Genomic DNA, 16,525 nt, shown 5'->3' with positions numbered 1-16,525 from the left:
CTCCGAGCGCCCCCGCCGCCCCGCTCACCGGCCGTGACGTCGTCATCATCGGCGGAGGGTCCGGCATCGGACTGGAAGTCGCGCGCCGTGCCGTCGCCGGCGGTGCGCGCGTCGTGATCGGCGGACGGAGCGAGGGGAAGCTGGCGGCGGCCGCGGAGGCGCTCGGAGAGCGGGCGCGCTGGGGCGTCGTCGACACCACCGACAAGGAGTCGCTGGCCGCGTTCTTCGACGGCATCGACCGCGTCGACCACCTCTTCACCCCCGCCGCCTCGTACCGGGTCGGCCCGATGCGGGAGCTGACCGACAGCGAGGCCGAGAGCCCCTTCGTGTCGAAGTTCTGGGGGCAGTACCACGCGGTCAGGCACGCGGCTCCGAAGCTGAGCGCGGACGCCTCCGTCGTGCTGATGTCCGGCGCGGCGAGTGTCCGTCCCCCGGCGCCGGCGCCCGCCTACGTGGCCTGCAACGCCGCGATCGAAGGGCTCGGGCGCGGGCTCGCCGTGGAGCTCGCGCCCGTCCGCGTCAACGTCGTCTCGCCCGGCACGGTCGACGGCAACCTGTGGGCGCAGCGCCCCGCCGAGGTGCGCGAGGCGAGCTTCGCGCAGTACGGCAGGGACGCCCTGCTGCGCCGGCCGGGCACCGAGAGCGAGATCGCGGACGCGGTGCTCTTCCTGTTCACGAACACCTTCATGACCGGCTCGACGCTCTACCCGGACGGCGGTTACGCCCTGCGCTGAGCCCGCACGCACGGCAGGTGCCCCGCCGGGTGGACCCGGCGGGGCGCAGGAGGTGCGGTCGTCCTACGAACCGCTGCCGTACGGGCGGGTGAGCACCTCGAGGTAATGGCCGGAGGGGTCGGGGAAGTAGACCCCTCGTCCGCCGTCGTTGTGGTTGATCTCGCCCGGCCGCGTGCGGTACGGATCGGCCCAGTAGGGCAGGCCGGCCTCCTGGATCCGCGCGAAGATGCCGTCGAAGTCCTCCTCGGGCACCAGGAACGCGTAGTGCTGCGGGACGATGTTCTCGGGCTGGTCGCTGGTGGCGAAGTCCAGTGCGACGCCGTTGCCGGTGACGACGGGGACGAACGGCCCCATCTCCGGTGCGACCTCCAGGCCCAGGATGTGCGCCAGGAACTTCGCGGACTCCCGCTTGTCCCGGGAATGAACGATGGTGTGGTTCAACTCGATCGACACGATGCAATGCCTCCACAGGCATCTCCCGGACACCGGCCCCGCTCCCACCCGGATGGTGAGAACGACCGGTGCCCGGTTCCGACCCTAGGCGGCCGTCCCGCGCGATGTCATGGGGCTTCGGACCTACTCCGCGAGTCCGTGATCCCGCGCCGCCGCCGTCTCAGTGCCCGCGCGCGATCCACTCCGGCAGGGCGGGCGCCTCGCCGCCGACCGTCGTGTTCTCCCCGTGCCCCGTGCGCACCACGGTCTGCGGCGGCAGCGTCAGCAGCCGCTCCCGGATCGAGTCGACGATGGTCGGGAAGTCGGAGAAGGAACGGCCCGTCGCGCCCGGCCCGCCGTGGAAGAGCGTGTCGCCGGTGAACACCGTGCCGAGCTCCGGCGCGTACAGGCAGATGCCGCCCGGCGTGTGGCCGGGTGTGTGCAGCACCGTCAGTTCCGTGCCGGCGACGGTCAGCACCTGGCCGCCCGCCAGCTCGCCGTCCGGGGCGGTGCCCGGGTGCGTCTGCTCCCACAGCTCCCGGTCGGCGGGGTGGAGGAGCACCGGCGCGCCGGTGCGGGCCGCGAGCTCCGGCGCCGCGTCGATGTGGTCGTTGTGCGCGTGGGTGCAGACGACCGCGGTGAGCCTGCGTCCGCCCACGGCCTTCTCGATCGCGGCCGCGTCGTGGGCCGCGTCGATGACGAGGACCTCCTCGTCGTCGCCCACGAGCCACACGTTGTTCTCGACGTCCCAGACGCCGCCGTCGAGCGCGAACATGCCCGACGTCACGAGGTGTTCGACGCGCGCCATCACACGGCCCCCGGCGTGGAAGTCGGCGTCGCGTGCGCCGGGCTCTGCGCCCCCGGCATCAGCACCACCGACCGCAGCACCTCGCCCTTCTCCATGCGGTGGAAGGCCTCCTCCACCTCGTCCAGCGCGATGGTCTCGCTGACGAACGCGTCGAGGTCGAGACGGCCCTGCAGGTAGAGGTCGATCAGCAGGGGGAAGTCGCGGGAGGGCAGGCAGTCGCCGTACCAGGACGACTTCAGCGCGCCGCCGCGCCCGAAGACGTCCAGCAGCGGCAGCTCCAGCTTCATCTCCGGCGTGGGCACGCCCACCAGGACCACGGTCCCGGCCAGGTCGCGCGCGTAGAAGGCCTGCCGGTACGTCTCCGGGCGGCCGACCGCGTCGATGACGACGTCGGCGCCGAAGCCGCCGGTCAGCGAGCGGATCGCCTCGACGGCGTCCTCCGAGGACGAGTTGACGGTGTGGGTGGCGCCCAGGCCCTTGGCCTGCTCCAGCTTGGCGTCGGAGAGGTCCACCGCGATGATCTTCGCGGCGCCGGCCAGCCGGGCCCCGGCGACGGCCGCGTTGCCGACGCCGCCGCAGCCGATGACCGCGACGGAGTCGCCCCGGCCCACGGCACCGGTGTTGATCGCGGCGCCCAGGCCGGCCATCACGCCGCAGCCCAGCAGACCGGCGGCGGCCGGGGAGGCGGCCGGGTCGACCTTGGTGCACTGCCCGGCGGCGACCAGGGTCTTCTCGGCGAAGGCCCCGATGCCCAGGGCGGGCGAGAGCTCGGTGCCGTCGGCCAGCGTCATCTTCTGCTTGGCGTTGTGCGTGTTGAAGCAGTACCAGGGGCGGCCGCGCAGACACGCGCGGCACTGCCCGCAGACGGCGCGCCAGTTGAGGATGACGAAGTCACCCGGAGCCACTTCGGTCACTCCGTCACCGACCGACTCGACCACACCCGCGGCCTCATGGCCGAGGAGGAAGGGGAACTCGTCGTTGATTCCGCCTTCCCGGTAGTGCAGATCCGTGTGGCACACCCCGCACGCCTGGATCTTCACGACGGCCTCGCCCGGGCCGGGGTCGGGGACGAGGATCGTCTCGACCCGTACCGGATCGCCCTTGCCTCGGGCGATGACACCGCGTACTTCTTGCGCCATGGGGGTGCTGCCTTTCTCGGTGGTCGGAACCCTGTGTCGGACCGCCCTCCACTCTGCGCGGGAATGCGTGCGGTGTCCAACATCCCTACCCGATCACATTCAGCAGCCCTGATGATCAATCATGTCCAGCAAGGCCCGGGCGGCCGCCGTCGGCTGACCCGCCGCCGGCACGGCGACGGCCACCTTCCACCGCACCGACCCCGCGAGCGGTACGGAGCTGAGCCCGCGCGCCTGCTCCTTGAGCGTCACCGGGCGCGGCACGACCGCCGCGCCCAGGCCGCGCGAGACCAGATCGAGCAGCGTGTAGACGTCGTTGACCTGCAGGGCGACCTTGCGCGCCACGCCCGCCTCGGCGAACGCGAGGTCCGCGGCCCGGCGGGCGCCCCAGTCCGGGTGGAGGTCCACGAACACCTCGCCGGCCAGCCGCGCCGCCGGCACCGGCCCGCCGATCCCCGCCAGCGGGTGGTCCGCCCGGCACAGCAGCATCAGCGGCTCCTCCGCGACCCGCCGCAGCCGCACCCCCTCGTGCAGCCCGTCGTGCACCACGAAGGCCACGTCCAGCTCGCCGCGCCGCACCTGCTCCAGCAGCCGGCCCGAACCCGCCTGCTCCATGTGCACCTCCACCTGCGGGTGGCGCGCGTGGAAGGAGGCCAGCAGCGCGGCGGCGTCGACCGTGCCCATGCACTGCTCGGTGCCCACCGACAGCGTGCCGCCCATCAGCCCCTGCACCGCCGCGACGGCCTCCCGGGCCGCCGCCGCGCACGCCAGCGTCCGCCGCGCCTCCACCAGCAGCGCCCGCCCCGCGTCCGTGAGCCCCACGCGCCGCGTGGTGCGCAGGAACAGCTCGGCGCCCAGCTCCCGCTCCAGCGCCCGCACCGAGGCCGACACCCCGGACTGGGCGACGCGCAGCCGCTCCGCCGCGTGCGTGAAGTGCTGCTCCTCGGCGACCGCCACGAAGTGCTCGAGGTGTCTGAGTTCCATGATTCAGCATCGTAGGTGCTGGATGGGACGTCCCTTCCGCCCCCGGGAACCGTCCGGCACCGCCGCCGCGTCTCTGCTGCCGTAAAGGGCCGTACCTCTGGCCGATACGGGGCCTTCCGGCACCGCGAGTCGGCCATCCGCGGCTCCTGTCACACCCGCCCCGAGGGCACTTCCCGGCCAACTACGTCACTGCCGGAACCTCTGCCTCCCGGCTCGCACCTGGCCCGGAGGGCGCGGCGGGGCGTCCGGCCGTGGCCAATCCTCTACCTGTGGTGCAGTCAGGACGCGAGGTGTCTGTCTACTCTCCCTCGCCATGCGCAGACACACGTTCGGACGCCTCGGGCTGTCCGCCACTCTCGCCTCTGTCGTCGCCCTCATGGGCATGGCTCCGTCGGCCTCCGCCGCGGACACCCCTCCGATGACGGTCACCGCCGACAAGGCGTCCGCCTCGCCGGGCGACACGGTCACCATCACGCTGAAGTTCACCAACGACCAGACCACGAACACCCAGTTCGTGTACCAGTCCATCCAGCCGACGTGGAACACCTCGCAGGACCCCGCGCTGAAGTACGCGTTCACCTCCTGCACGGGCGAGGTGACCCGCTGCGACGTCGCGGGCAAGCAGAGCGGCTCGATGAACTACAACGTGCCGGTGCTCCCGGGCGCCAGCCGCACCGTGACCCTGAAGTACAACATCGCCGCCGACTCGGCCTGCGGCCCGAGCCGGCGCATCGAGTTCTACACCTACCTGTACTACGAGTACCAGGGCGGCCAGGCCAAGAAGGACGGCGTCAACTCGGTGGGCACGGACATCGCCTGCAAGACGGCGGCGGCCCCCGGGGCGGCAGCCCGCGCCGGGCGCTAGCCACGCCGGACCACCGCAGCACCACACCGCAGGTCCGGCCCGGCCAGGAGCGCGCCCTGGCCGGGCCCGGTCCGCGTCAGTCCGCGGCCAGGTGCTTCCCGAAGAACGCCTCGATCCGCCGCCAGGCGTCCGCCGCGGCAGCCGGCTCCGGCCCGATGCCCATCACGGCGCGCATGACCGGTCGCATCACCGGCGGCACGTTGTCGGTCTCGTTGAAGAACGAGTGCCCGGCATCCGGGTACAGCTTGACGTCGTGCTCGACGCCGGCGCGCTCCAGGGCGGTCCTGATCGTGGCCGCGTAGCCGCGGAAGGCCCGGTCCCTGGCACCGTAGCTGGCGATCACGGGGCACGCGCCCTTCATCGCCGCCTCCGCGTCCGAAGGCGATGGCGCCCGGCCGTAGTTGACGGCCGCCGCGTCGTAGCGCCCTTGCCCGGCCAGCACGAGCGCGAAGCCGCCGCCCATGCAGAAGCCGATGACACCGACCTTGCCCGTGCAGCCCGGATCGGCCAGTAGCCACTGCCGGGCCGCCTCGATGTCGCCGTAGACCCGGCCGTAGCCGGAGTAGACCGCCCGCATGGTCGGCACGAGGCAGCGGTAGGGGGAGCGGCCGTGGTAGAGGTCGGGCATGAGGGAGAGGTAACCCGCCTCGGCCATCCGCTCGTTGAGCCTCCGGTTGACGGCATCCGCGCCCGACGCCTCGAAGAGGACGACCACCCCCGGCCGCGGCGCATCCCCCGCGGGCCGTGCGAGAAAGCCCCGGAGCCCCGGGAGGCCGCCGGTGCGGGCACTGAACTCCGAGAGATCCACTTGTTCGGTCATCCCTGAACGGTACGTCAACGAAGGCCCGGACGAAGGCGGTTCAGGGACGGTGGTGCCAGCGCCGCGACGCCGCGTCGTAACACGCCTCGCATACGGGGAAGGACACGCTGCCCAGCGCGGGCACCCGGAGGGTCAGGGCCAGCTCCGGATAGGCCTCGTCGGAGCAGATGTGCGGCATGCCGTGGTGCGCCAGAGCGCATACGCAGTGACACGGCTCGACCTGCTCCACCGAGCCCACGGGGGATGCGGGCGCCCGTTTCAGACTCCGGAGGAGCGGCATATACGCATTTTATCTCAGGCGGTCCATGACGGGCTTCTCCACGCAGACGGCGACTCCGGCACCGGCCCGCCCGGCTCCGGCGCCGCGTCCGGCAGGTCCCGCGCGCGGGCCGCGAGGCCCTCGCGCGCCAGGTCGCGCACGCGGCCCCCCGCGGTGACCGCCACCGTCCACAGCGGCTCCAGCCGCGCCCCCCGGCGGGACTTGGCCCGGGACGTGCCGATGCCCAGGTGCACGGCCCGGGCCCCCAGCTCGTGGGCCAGCCGCAGCGGCTCGTAGAACATCAGGCCGAAGTAGCAGCCGCGTGTGCCCGGCCGGCTCTCGTCCACGCCGATCAGCCGCACCCACAGCACGTCGCGGTAGTGGAAGACCAGGTGGCAGCCGACCGTGCGGCCCGCGAGCCGGGCCCGTACGACATACGCGCCGGGCAGCTCCGCGCAGCGGGCCAGATAGCGGGAGAAGCGACCGCCGGGCCGGTCGTAGACGGTGCCGTACATGCGCTCGTGCAGCACCAGCAGGTCGCTGATCTCGTCGTCGGGGCCGGTCAGCGGCCGGGTGGAGAAGGCGACGCCCGCCATGGTGTAGCGCCGCAGGTCGTCCTTGACCTGGTTGCGGTGGGTCTTCTCCAGGCCGGCGAGATAGCCGTCGAAGCCGGTGCCGGGCACGTCCAGCCAGGCGTCCCAGGCGATCAGGCCCGCCGGGTGGCCCGCGGTCTCGAAGGCGGCCGCGGGCCCGCTCGGCAGATACGGCAGGAGGGCGGCGTCGGGCGGCCGCTCCCGCTGCCCGGCGGCGAGCAGGCCCTCGGCGACCTCGGCGGCCGGCAGCCGCTCGGGGCCGTAGCGGAGTTCGTTGAGATAGCCCGTGCGGGGCCCGGCGACGACGCAGCGCTCGGCGGGCAGCCGCTCGTCGAGCAGGAACCCCGGGCGGTAGCGCCCGGCGTGCACGGCCGGCCCGTCGGTGACCGGGGCGAGGGCCGCCGCGCGCTCGCGCGCGCACATCAGCAGCCAGCGGTACCGGTGGCCGTGCTCCCGCAGCAGCTCCAGCCAGGAGTCGCTGCTGTACAGGCCGCGCGCCGGGGCCAGGGGATGGCGCGCCGTCGCCTCCGGCAGTGATGCGTACGCGTACGAGCCGATCACTTGGTCCTTTCCGCCGCCTCGCGGTCACGGACACCGTCGAATATAGCGGCGCCGCGCCGCCAAATGGGGGCAAACGAGGACGGGGGCCGGGAAGCGGCGGCTTTCCCTCCGAAGGGGTGAAGTGGGGAGGACGGAGGGCATCTCCGCCCGCACGGCGGGGAAAGGTGAAGGACCGGGCCGGCCCCAGCCGGCCACGGCCGGCGCGCCGAGCCCGTCGCGCCGCGCGAGCAGGACGAAGGACTGGAAGCACATGGCAACAGGCACGGTGAAGTGGTTCAACCCGGACAAGGGCTTCGGCTTCATCACGCAGGACGACGGCGGGCCGGACGTGTTCGTCCACTTCTCCGCGATCCAGGCGACGGGGTTCAAGGAACTGCACGAGGGGGACAAGGTCAGCTACGACGTCACGCAGGGGCCCAAGGGCCCCCAGGCGGAGAACGTCACCCCCAACCCGTGACCCGGCCCGCCCGCCACCGCCCTACGGCAGGGCCGCCGCCATCCTGCGCACCGCCTCGCTGAGCAGCTCCGGCGAGGTCGCGAAGTTCAGCCGCACGTGCCCCGCCCCGCCGGTGCGGAACGGCAGCCCGCCGGTCAGCGCGACCCGGCCGCGCTCCAGGAACGCCGCCGCCGGGTCGTCGCCCAGCCCGAGCGCCCGGCAGTCCAGCCACGCCAGGTACGTGCCCTGCGGCCGCAGGTACCGCACGCCGGGCAGGTGACGCTCCAGCAGCTCGCCCAGCAGCCGCCGGTTCTCGTCCAGCCCCGCCAGGACGGCGTCGAGCCACTCGCCGCCGTCCCGGAGCGCCGCCGTGTGCGCGAGCACCCCGAAGTGGCTGGGCCCGTGACCGGCGATCGGGGGCAGCCGTGCCAGGTCGTCCGCGGCGGCCGGGCCGGCGACGGCGACGGCCGCCTTGAGCCCGGCCAGGTTCCAGGCCTTCGACGCGGAGAAGAGCGCGAAGGCGTCCTCCGCGCCGGGCACCGACAGGTACGGCACGTACTCCGCGCCCGGCAGCACCAGCGGTGCGTGGATCTCGTCGGACACGACCCGTACGCCGTACGCCCCGGCCAGCTCCGCCACCGCCGCCAGCTCCGCCCGCGTGTGCACCGTGCCGGTCGGGTTGTGCGGGTTGCACAGCAGGTAGGCGGCCCGCCGCCCGCCCGAGACGGCCTGTGCGAACGCCGCCTCCAGGGCCGCCGTGCACAGCCGCCCGTCCGGGCCCAGCGGGGCCTCGACCACACGCCGGTCCGCGTGCTCGGCGAAGCCGAAGAACGGCGGGTAGACGGGAGGGCTGACGACGACCGCGTCGCCCACGCCGGTCACCAGCTTCACCATCTCGACCGAGCCGCGCATCACGTCCGCGACGGTCGCCGTGCGCGCGACCGCCACTCCGTCCCATCCCCAGCGCTTCCTGGCGAACGCGTCCAGCGCCTCGGCGTAGGCCGTGCCGGAGGCGTAGCCCGTGTCGCCCAGGGCGACCGCCTCGGTGAGCGCCCGCGTCACCGGCTCCGCCGGCATCACGTCCATCTCGGCCACCCACAGCGGAAGGACGTCCGGCGGGTAGGACCGCCACTTCGCGCTCGTGCGGCGGCGCAGGTCGTCGAGGGTGAGCCGGCGCAGGGGGTTCGTTCCGTCGCCGGACACATCGCCGGACGTATCGTCGGATCGATTGCCGGGCGCATTGTCGTATGACATGCAGATCATTGTGCGAAGGCGGGAGCGAGGCCGGTAGGGGTGTGCTCGTGCCGGGTGCTCACACCTCCGCCGCCCCGCCCTCTTGGCGCCCGGGCGTCCAGCCGCGGTGGGCGGGCTGCCGGCAGGCCGGCTGCGACGGCGCCGTCGTCTCGGGCACCTGCGGCACCTCCCGGCTCGCCACCGCGCCCCGCTTCAAGGTCACCGGCTTGCCGTAGTGCTCGATGTCCAGCGTCTCGCCGTCCACCAGCTCGTACGTGGCGGTCTGCCCGGTGATCTCCACCCGCAGCCGGCGCTGCAGCACCTGCACCGTGAACGCGAGCCGGCCCAGCTGCTCGGGGAGCCTCGGCGCGAAGCCGACCGACCCGTCGCAGTGCCGCAGCCCGCCGAAGCCCGCGACCAGGGCGATCCACGTGCCCGCGAGCGAGGCGATGTGCAGGCCGTCGCGCGTGTTGCTCTCCAGGTCGGACAGGTCCATCATCGCGGCCTCGCCGAGATAGTCGTACGCCAGCCGCAGCTGCCCCACCTCGGCGGCCATGACGGCCTGGACGCACGCCGACAGGGAGGAGTCGCGCACCGTCAGCGGGTCGTAGTAGGCGAAGTTGCGGGCCTTCTGCTCCGCGGTGAAGGCGTCCCCGCGCAGGTACATGGCCAGGACCAGGTCGGCCTGCTTGACCACCTGCTTGCGGTAGATGTCGAAGTACGGGAAGTGCAGCATCAGCGGGTACTGGTCGGGGCGGGTCGCCGCGAAGTCCCACACCTGGTGGCCGGTGAAGCCGTTGGACTGCTCGTGGACGCCGAGCGCCTCGTTGTACGGCAGGTTCATCCGGTCCGCCGCGTCCCGCCACGTGGCCGTCTCCTCGTCGTCCACGCCGAAGCCCGCCGCCAGGTCGGGGTGGCGCTCGGCCGCGTCCGCCGCGGCCCGCAGGTTCTGCTGGGCCATCAGGTTGGTGTAGACGTTGTCGTCGGCGATGGCGCTGTACTCGTCCGGACCCGTCACCCCGTCGATGTGGAACTTCCCCTGGTGGTCGTGGTGGCCCAGGGAGCGCCACAGCCGCGCCGTGTGGATCAGCAGCTCCAGACCGACCTCGCGCTCGAAGGTCACGTCGCCCGTGGCGTGCAGGTAGCGCACCACGGCGTCCGCGATGTCCGCGTTGACGTGGAACGCCGCCGTACCGGCCGGCCAGTACGCCGAGCACTCGTCGCCGTTGAGGGTCCGCCAGGGGAACGCCGCTCCCTTCAGCCCCAGTTGCTGGGCGCGGTTGAGGGCGGCGGGCAGCGTGGCGTGGCGCCAGCGCAGCGGCTGCGCGGCCGCCAGCGGCGCGGTGCAGGTGAGCACCGGCAGGACGAACGTCTCGGTGTCCCAGAAGCTGTGCCCGTCGTAGCCCGGGCCGGTCAGGCCCTTGGCGGCGATGGCCCGGCACTCGGCGCGCGCGCCCGCCTGCAGGACGTGGAAGAGCGCGAAGCGCACGGCCTGCTGGATCTCGGCGTCGCCGTCGACCTCGACGTCCGCGCGCTCCCAGAACTCCCGCAGGTACTGCTCCTGCTCGGCGCGCAGCCCCTGCCAGCCGGTGCTGGTCGCGCCCGCGAGCGCCGCGTCCACCTGGTCGTGCATCGCCGGCAGGGAACGGGTGCCCGACCAGCCGTAGGCGACGGTCTTCTCCAGCCGCAGCCGCTGCCCGGGGCGCAGCACCGAGGTGACCGTGTACCGGCTGAGGTCCTCGGTGCTCGTCGCGTACGTCCGCGTGCTCTCCGGGCCGTCGACGGCGTGGACGGCGGCGGTCGCGATCCGCAGTCCGCTGCGCTGGGTCCGGTGCACCAGCCGCAGCACGTCCCCGTCGGCCGAGTGCTCCTCCGCCACCAGCGGGGACTCCAGGACGGCCGCGATCCGGGGGTCTCCGTCGGTCTTGGGCAGCTGCTCGTTGGCCACCAGCTCCGACTGCAGGACGATGCGCGCGTCGCCGTCGACCGGCTCGACCTCGTAGGCGACGGCGGCGACGGCGCGCTGGGTGAAGGACACGAGCCGGGTCGAGCGCACCCGCACGGTGCGGCCGGAGGGGGAGGTCCACTCGACGGTGCGGTCCAGCAGGCCGGTGCGGAAGTCCAGCACCCGCTCGTGGTGGAGGAGCCGGCCGTAGCGCAGGTCGAAGGGCTCGTCGTCGACGAGCAGCCGGATCACCTTGCCGTTGGTGACGTCGATGACGGTCTGGCCGGACTCCGGATAGCCGTATCCGGCCTCGGCGTAGGGCAGCGGCCGCAGCTCGTACACGCCGTTCAGGTACGAGCCCGGCAGGCCGTGCGGCTCGCCCTCGTCCAGGTTGCCGCGCCAGCCGATGTGGCCGTTGGCGAGGGCGAAGACGGACTCGCTCTGGGGCAGCACCTCCAGGTTGAGCTCGGTCTCGCGCAGGCACCAGGGCTCGACGGCATAGGCCGGATGGGTGATCACGTGTGTTCGCCCGCCTCTCCCAGCAGTTGCTCCAGGTCCTGGACCACCACGTCCGCGCCGTGGCTGCGCAGGGCGTCGGCCTGGCCCACGCGGTCGACGCCGACGACGTAGCCGAAGGCTCCCGCCCGGCCCGCGTCCATGCCCGCCAGCGCGTCCTCGTAGACCGCCGCCTGCGCCGGCTCCACGCCCAGCTCGCGGGCCGCCTCCAGGAAGGTGTCCGGGTGGGGCTTGCCGGGCAGCTTGCGCTCGGCCGCGACCAGGCCGTCGATGCGCACCTCGAACAGGTCGGCGATGCCGGCCGCGACGAGCACGTCGCGGCAGTTGGCGCTGGAGGAGACGACGGCCCGGCGCAGGCCGGCGGCGCGGGCCGCGTGCACGTAGCGCACCGAGCCCTCGTACGCCTCCACGCCCATCTCCTTGATCTTCTCCAGGACGATCGCGTTCTTGCGTGTGCCGAGGCCCTGGACGGTGTCGCGCTCGGGCGGGTCGTCCGGGGCCCCCTCGGGCAGCCGGATACCCCGCGAGGCGAGGAACGAACGCACGCCGTCGGCCCGGGGCATGCCGTCCACGTACCGGTCGTAGTCCTCGATCGCGTCGAAGGGGCGGAAGCCCGCGCCGTCGCGTGCTCTGAGGAACGCGTCGAACATCTCCTTCCAGGCGGCCGCGTGCACCGTGGCCGTCCGGGTCAGGACGCCATCGAGATCGAACAGACATGCGCGGATGGTCCCGGGAAGGCCGAGGCTCGTCATGCGGCCATGATGCCCCGTCGGGAGGGCGTGCGCCCGGCGCATACACTCGCATGCGCCCGTCGCCCACCAGCCGCCCCGTCCACCCAACGGCCGCGCACGCCCGGGCAGGGGCGTGCGGAGCGCTCCGTTCAGACCCGTAAAGTGATCAAATGACCCATCCTGTTGATGCTGTCGATGCCGCCGCGGTCGCCCTGGGCGAGCGCGTCTGGATCCCCCACGACGACGAGCTGGCCCTCGGCCGGACGTTCCTCTCCCACCGCGACGCGCTGGAGCCGCGCCTGCTGCCGGACATGCCGCGCAGCACCGACCCGCAGGGGTGGATCACCCAGCACGTGCTGTGGCTGGAGGACGTGGCGGCCCTCGCCGGGAACCTCCGCGACCAGTGGTACGGACACCTGCCGGCCAGTCACATGACGGCCCTCGTCTCCGCCTACGCCGAGCACGCCCGCGCCGTGACCCCGCTCGCCGCCCACCTGCGCGAGGCGTGGGCGGCCGAGTCTCCCGCGCCCCGCACCCAGGAGCAGATGACGTGGTGGGAGGACTGGCACCTCCCACCGGCCCAGCGCCAGCAGCTCGACGCCCTCACCCACCGCCTGATCGTCATCGGCTCCGTGATCGTGGCGGCGGTCACGGGGGCGTGGCAGGGGGATGCGGAGGCGGAGACGGCGCAGGAGGTGTGAGGGGACGGCGGGCCGGGCGCGGGCGCGGCGGGCCAGCCCGCCGCCCCAGGGACTGATGGTCAGTTCATCGCAAACTTGGCGACGTACTCGTCAAAGGGCTCGATGCCGGCTTCCGCACGGAGTTCGTCCATGCGCTCGGGCTCTTCACAGGGCCACGGAACGGGCGCCCCGTCCTTCACGCCGGCGATCTGAGTGCCGTAGACCTGCTTGCGGCCCTCGTTGACCAGCGTGCGGTCGCGCAGGAAGGCCAGCTCGCGCGGGCTGGCAGAGCCCGCCGCGACCGCCTGCTCCATCAGCTGGAGGGCTCGCCGCTGGATGTCGAGCTGCCGGTCGGCGTGCTGGGCTATCAGCCACGCCGCGCGTGCGGCCTCATCGCCGACCATTTCCGCCGTCGGCCAGCCGTACTCGTCCATGATCTCGCCGAGCCGGTCGCCGTGCCGGGCGGTCAGCCGCCGCCACGCCAGCTGCTCGGCCGGGTCATCGCTGTTCGCGCGGACCGAGGACCGGTGATCTGCCGCGGCCATGCCGGTGAGTTCCATTGCCAGCGCGGCAATGTCGTGCGCCACTCTCGACTCCCTGGATACGTCGGTGGGTTGTGCTCGTCGACCGCAACCCTAAAGGCGTAAATCAGGCACAAAGATCATTCCGGAGAACGGTGACAGGCGCCTCTCCGAACCCGCATAATGGATCTATGCCCGCAGCCGGAGCCGGGTCGCTGTGACGGTCACGGCGCCGTGGACGACGTAGGCGCGCCGGCTGAATCTCGTCCGCAGACTCCCGGGAAGCCCGATGCGGCGACTCGACGGCCCACGCCGATCCGGTGCATCGCCGCGCTCCGCGGCACGCGGACTCTCCTTGTGCCGTGAAGGCTCAACTCCGCTTGAGGGGTGGCGACTCGAACGGGTGAACAGCTTCCGGGACCCGTCTCGGAGTCGCGGTCAGTAGGGCAGCATGCCGGCATGAACGCTGGTCGGAACGGCCCCCCTCTGGTCAGGTGCCCGCACTGCCGCAACCCCATGTGGTGGGACGTGACGTACCCGTACAAGCCCACGTGGTACTGCTCCCTGTGCAACTACCCACCCGACCGGCAGCGCAGCGCCCACGCCTCTCCGCCCCGGTGCCCGGAAGGATGCGCAAGTGCCGTGATCCAGACCGGTGACGACGGAACCAAGACGTTCGTCTGCCACCGCAAATAGGGGCCAGCCGGCTGCGGTCATCCCCCGCAGACGCATCCGGCCGGTTCGCCCGTGGCCGCAGGGGTGGTGGCGCAGCAAGCGCCGCCCCCTTCGGTGTCCGCGGGGGCCTCGGCGAAGGCGTCGGCGTCGGCCTTGACGACGTAGACCTCCCAGGGTTCGCGGCCGGGGCCGTGGACCCAGACCTTGTCCTGCACCGCGTAGCAGCAGGAGGTGTCGTTCTCCTCGAACGTCGCCAGGCCCGCGTCCTTCAGGCGCTCGGTCGCGGCGGTGACGTCGTCCGTGGCGCCGACCTCGACGCCGAGGTGGTCGAGCCGGGTCTCCTGGCCGGGCTCGCCCTCGATGAGGACGAGCTTGAGCGGGGGCTCGGTGATCGCGAAGTTGGCGTAGCCGGGGCGGCGCTTGGCGGGTTCGGTGCCGAAGAGCTTGGAGTAGAAGGTCACCGACGCGTCGAGGTCGGCGACGTTGAGGGCGAGCTGTACACGGGACATGACGATCTCCTCGATCCACTGTATCGATCGACTTCGATTCAAGGTTGCGCCTTGGATTGAAATTCGTCAACATAGAAGCATGTCGAATCAGGAATTGACGGTGCTCGGGCAGGACGGCCCCGCCGGCTGCTGCCCCGGCCTGCTCACCGCGCCCCTCGCCGAGGACCAGGCGGTGGAGCTGGCCAAGGTCTTCAAGGCCCTGGGGGATCCGGTGCGGCTCCGGCTGCTGTCGATGATCGCCTCCCGGGCCGGCGGCGAGGTGTGCGTCTGCGATCTGACGCCGGCGTTCGACCTGTCGCAGCCGACGATCTCCCACCACCTCAAGCTGCTGCGCGAGGCCGGGCTGATCGCGTCCGAGCGGCGGGGGACGTGGGTGTACTACCGCCTGCTTCCGGAGATGACCGACCGGCTCGCCGGAATCCTCACCCGCCCCGCCGGCGAGCCCCTGCCCGAGCCCGCCGAGGCCCGCTCGTGACCCGCACGGCCGCCGCCCCCGTAGCGGCCCGGCTGTCCTTCCTCGACCGCTATCTCGCGGTGTGGATCCTGCTGGCCATGGGTGCCGGCCTGGGGCTGGGCCGCCTGGTCCCCGGACTGGGCGGCGCGCTCGCGAAGGTCACCGTCACGGGCGTCTCCCTGCCGATCGCCCTCGGCCTGCTGGTGATGATGTACCCGGTCCTGGCCAAGGTCCGCTACGACCGCCTGGGCACCGTCACCCGTGACCGCCGCCTCCTGGTCCCGTCCCTGGTGCTGAACTGGGTGTTCGGCCCGGCCGTGATGTTCGCCCTGGCCTGGCTGTTCCTGCCGGACCTGCCGGAGTACCGCACGGGGCTGATCATCGTGGGCCTGGCCCGCTGCATCGCCATGGTCATCATCTGGAACGACCTGGCCTGCGGCGACCGCGAAGCCGCCGCGGTCCTCGTGGCGCTCAACAGCGTGTTCCAGGTGATCGCCTTCGCCGGGCTCGGCTGGTTCTACCTCTCCTTCCTGCCCGGCCGGCTCGGCCTCGAACAGACCGCGCTCGACGTGCCGGTCTGGGAGATCGCCCGCAGCGTGCTGGTCTTCCTGGGCATCCCGCTCGCCGCCGGCTACCTCACCCGCCGCCTGGGCGAGAAGGCGCGCGGCCGCACCTGGTACGAGACGAAGCTGATCCCCCGCATCGGCCCGTTCGCCCTGTACGGGCTGCTGTTCACCATCGTCGTGCTGTTCGCCCTCCAGGGCGACGCCATCACTTCCCGGCCCCTCGACGTCGTGCGGATCGCCGTTCCCCTGCTGGTCTACTTCGCCGTCATGTGGGCCGGTTCGATGGCGCTCGGCCGCGCCGCCGGCCTCGGCTACCCGCGGGCGACGACGCTGGCGTTCACCGCCGCGGGCAACAACTTCGAGCTGGCCATCGCGGTGGCCATCGCCACCTTCGGCGCCGCTTCCGGGCAGGCCCTCGCCGGGGTCGTCGGCCCCCTCATCGAGGTCCCGGTCCTCATCGGCCTCGTCCACGTGGCGCTCGCCGCGCGGCGCTGCTTCCCCTCACCGGCCGCCGACCGGCCGGCCACCACCCCCGAAGGGTCCGCCCGTGTCTGACAACAAGCCCTCCGTCCTCTTCGTGTGCGTCCACAACGCCGGGCGGTCCCAGATGGGCGCCGCCTTCCTCGCCCGCCTCGGCGGCGACCGCGTCGAAGTCCGCTCCGCCGGCTCCGCCCCCGCCGAGACCGTCAACCCCGCCGTCGTCGCGGCCATGCGCGAGCTCGGCATCGACCTGTCCGCGCAGACGCCGAAGCTGCTCACCACCGAGGCCGTACAAGCGTCCGACGTCGTCATCACCATGGGCTGCGGGGACGCCTGCCCGGTGTTCCCCGGCAAGCGCTACCTGGACTGGAAGCTGGAAGACCCCGCCGGGCAGGGCGTCGACGCGGTCCGCCCCATCCGTGACGAGATCGAACGGCGGGTGCGCGGCCTGCTGGCCGAGCTCGGTGTCCCGGCCGCTGACCAGTAGCTGACCCGTAACAGCCATGCAGCCGAGCCCGCCTCAACCGAACGGGCGCACAACGTCCCGAGCGCGTTTGCGGGCGGGCGCATCGGGGACCTCGTGACGG

19 protein-coding genes are annotated in these 16,525 nt (G+C 72.6%); 7 read left to right on the top strand and 12 right to left on the bottom strand.

Features of this window, described 5'->3' with window-relative positions; genetic code table 11:
• Positions 1-734 (top strand): SDR family oxidoreductase (locus ACSNOH_RS07945; RefSeq protein ID WP_436720501.1); only part of this gene is annotated, 734 nt, incomplete at its 5' end.
• Positions 735-797: 63 nt separating this feature from the next.
• Here ACSNOH_RS07945 and ACSNOH_RS07940 read toward each other — a convergent pair.
• From ACSNOH_RS07940 to ACSNOH_RS07925, 4 genes are all read right to left on the bottom strand, one after another.
• Complete coding sequence (locus tag ACSNOH_RS07940) at positions 798-1,187, bottom strand: VOC family protein (RefSeq protein WP_436720500.1); 390 nt, start codon at positions 1,185-1,187, stop codon at positions 798-800.
• 160 nt (positions 1,188-1,347) lie between these two features.
• The gene (locus ACSNOH_RS07935; protein WP_436720499.1) at positions 1,348-1,977 is read right to left on the bottom strand and encodes an MBL fold metallo-hydrolase; all 630 of its coding nucleotides are present in this window, start codon (positions 1,975-1,977) and stop codon (positions 1,348-1,350) included.
• Complete coding sequence (locus ACSNOH_RS07930; protein WP_436720498.1) at positions 1,974-3,113, bottom strand: S-(hydroxymethyl)mycothiol dehydrogenase; 1,140 nt, start codon at positions 3,111-3,113, stop codon at positions 1,974-1,976. Before ACSNOH_RS07930 ends, ACSNOH_RS07935 begins: the two co-directional genes overlap by 4 nt.
• A gap of 99 nt (positions 3,114-3,212) precedes the next feature.
• Positions 3,213-4,094, bottom strand: a complete 882-nt coding sequence (locus tag ACSNOH_RS07925) for a LysR family transcriptional regulator (RefSeq protein ID WP_436720497.1) — start codon at positions 4,092-4,094, stop codon at positions 3,213-3,215.
• Between the two features lie 313 nt (positions 4,095-4,407).
• Here ACSNOH_RS07925 and ACSNOH_RS07920 point away from each other — a divergent pair, with 313 nt between their 5' ends.
• A complete protein-coding gene (locus ACSNOH_RS07920; RefSeq protein ID WP_436720496.1) occupies positions 4,408-4,959 on the top strand; it encodes a hypothetical protein in 552 nt (183 codons plus the stop codon).
• A 76-nt stretch (positions 4,960-5,035) separates the two neighbouring features.
• Here ACSNOH_RS07920 and ACSNOH_RS07915 read toward each other — a convergent pair whose 3' ends face one another.
• The 3 genes from ACSNOH_RS07915 to ACSNOH_RS07905 are packed head-to-tail and all read right to left on the bottom strand — an operon-like array spanning position 5,036 to position 7,192.
• On the bottom strand, positions 5,036-5,779 hold the full coding sequence (locus ACSNOH_RS07915; RefSeq protein ID WP_436720495.1) for a dienelactone hydrolase family protein: 744 nt from the start codon (positions 5,777-5,779) through the stop codon (positions 5,036-5,038).
• 40 nt (positions 5,780-5,819) lie between these two features.
• Positions 5,820-6,059, bottom strand: coding sequence for a DUF6372 family protein (locus tag ACSNOH_RS07910; RefSeq protein ID WP_436720494.1), 240 nt, complete (start codon positions 6,057-6,059; stop codon positions 5,820-5,822).
• 14 nt (positions 6,060-6,073) lie between these two features.
• The gene (locus ACSNOH_RS07905; RefSeq protein ID WP_436720493.1) at positions 6,074-7,192 is read right to left on the bottom strand and encodes a GNAT family N-acetyltransferase; all 1,119 of its coding nucleotides are present in this window, start codon (positions 7,190-7,192) and stop codon (positions 6,074-6,076) included.
• 250 nt (positions 7,193-7,442) lie between these two features.
• Between ACSNOH_RS07905 and ACSNOH_RS07900 the strand changes: the two genes are divergently transcribed.
• Entirely contained in the window at positions 7,443-7,649 is a 207-nt protein-coding gene (locus ACSNOH_RS07900) for a cold-shock protein (protein WP_436720492.1), read from the top strand.
• Between the two features lie 21 nt (positions 7,650-7,670).
• Here ACSNOH_RS07900 and ACSNOH_RS07895 read toward each other — a convergent pair whose 3' ends face one another.
• Genes ACSNOH_RS07895 through ACSNOH_RS07885 form a run of 3 tightly spaced genes read right to left on the bottom strand, consistent with a single transcriptional unit; the run spans position 7,671 to position 12,074 of the window.
• The gene (locus ACSNOH_RS07895; protein WP_436720491.1) at positions 7,671-8,882 is read right to left on the bottom strand and encodes a MalY/PatB family protein; all 1,212 of its coding nucleotides are present in this window, start codon (positions 8,880-8,882) and stop codon (positions 7,671-7,673) included.
• A 58-nt stretch (positions 8,883-8,940) separates the two neighbouring features.
• The gene (locus ACSNOH_RS07890; protein ID WP_436720490.1) at positions 8,941-11,325 is read right to left on the bottom strand and encodes a glycoside hydrolase family 65 protein; all 2,385 of its coding nucleotides are present in this window, start codon (positions 11,323-11,325) and stop codon (positions 8,941-8,943) included.
• Positions 11,322-12,074 (bottom strand): HAD family hydrolase, encoded by a 753-nt coding sequence (locus tag ACSNOH_RS07885; protein WP_436720488.1) that lies wholly within the window; start codon positions 12,072-12,074, stop codon positions 11,322-11,324. The genes ACSNOH_RS07890 and ACSNOH_RS07885 overlap by 4 nt, the downstream gene beginning before the upstream one ends.
• Before the next feature lie 149 nt (positions 12,075-12,223).
• On the opposite strand from ACSNOH_RS07885, the gene ACSNOH_RS07880 reads away from it, so the two are divergent.
• A complete protein-coding gene (locus ACSNOH_RS07880) occupies positions 12,224-12,754 on the top strand; it encodes a hypothetical protein (protein WP_436720487.1) in 531 nt (176 codons plus the stop codon).
• 59 nt (positions 12,755-12,813) lie between these two features.
• Here ACSNOH_RS07880 and ACSNOH_RS07875 read toward each other — a convergent pair whose 3' ends face one another.
• Both ACSNOH_RS07875 and ACSNOH_RS07870 read right to left on the bottom strand, forming a co-directional pair.
• Complete coding sequence (locus ACSNOH_RS07875) at positions 12,814-13,320, bottom strand: DUF6624 domain-containing protein (RefSeq protein ID WP_436720486.1); 507 nt, start codon at positions 13,318-13,320, stop codon at positions 12,814-12,816.
• Between the two features lie 647 nt (positions 13,321-13,967).
• Complete coding sequence (locus ACSNOH_RS07870; protein WP_436720485.1) at positions 13,968-14,438, bottom strand: ArsI/CadI family heavy metal resistance metalloenzyme; 471 nt, start codon at positions 14,436-14,438, stop codon at positions 13,968-13,970.
• 79 nt (positions 14,439-14,517) lie between these two features.
• Here ACSNOH_RS07870 and ACSNOH_RS07865 point away from each other — a divergent pair, with 79 nt between their 5' ends.
• From ACSNOH_RS07865 to ACSNOH_RS07855, 3 genes are read left to right on the top strand one after another with little or no spacing between them, the layout of a single operon-like run.
• A complete protein-coding gene (locus ACSNOH_RS07865; protein WP_436720484.1) occupies positions 14,518-14,913 on the top strand; it encodes an ArsR/SmtB family transcription factor in 396 nt (131 codons plus the stop codon).
• Entirely contained in the window at positions 14,910-16,013 is a 1,104-nt protein-coding gene (gene arsB / locus ACSNOH_RS07860; RefSeq protein WP_436720483.1) for an ACR3 family arsenite efflux transporter, read from the top strand. The genes ACSNOH_RS07865 and arsB overlap by 4 nt, the downstream gene beginning before the upstream one ends.
• Positions 16,006-16,425, top strand: a complete 420-nt coding sequence (locus ACSNOH_RS07855; RefSeq protein ID WP_436720482.1) for an arsenate reductase ArsC — start codon at positions 16,006-16,008, stop codon at positions 16,423-16,425. Before arsB ends, ACSNOH_RS07855 begins: the two co-directional genes overlap by 8 nt.
• Positions 16,426-16,525 lie beyond the last annotated feature (100 nt).

Origin of the sequence: Streptomyces sp. URMC 127 (assembly GCF_051386535.1) — a bacterium.
GTDB lineage: Bacteria > Actinomycetota > Actinomycetes > Streptomycetales > Streptomycetaceae > Streptomyces.
This window is presented reverse-complemented; position numbering and strand designations above follow the sequence as displayed.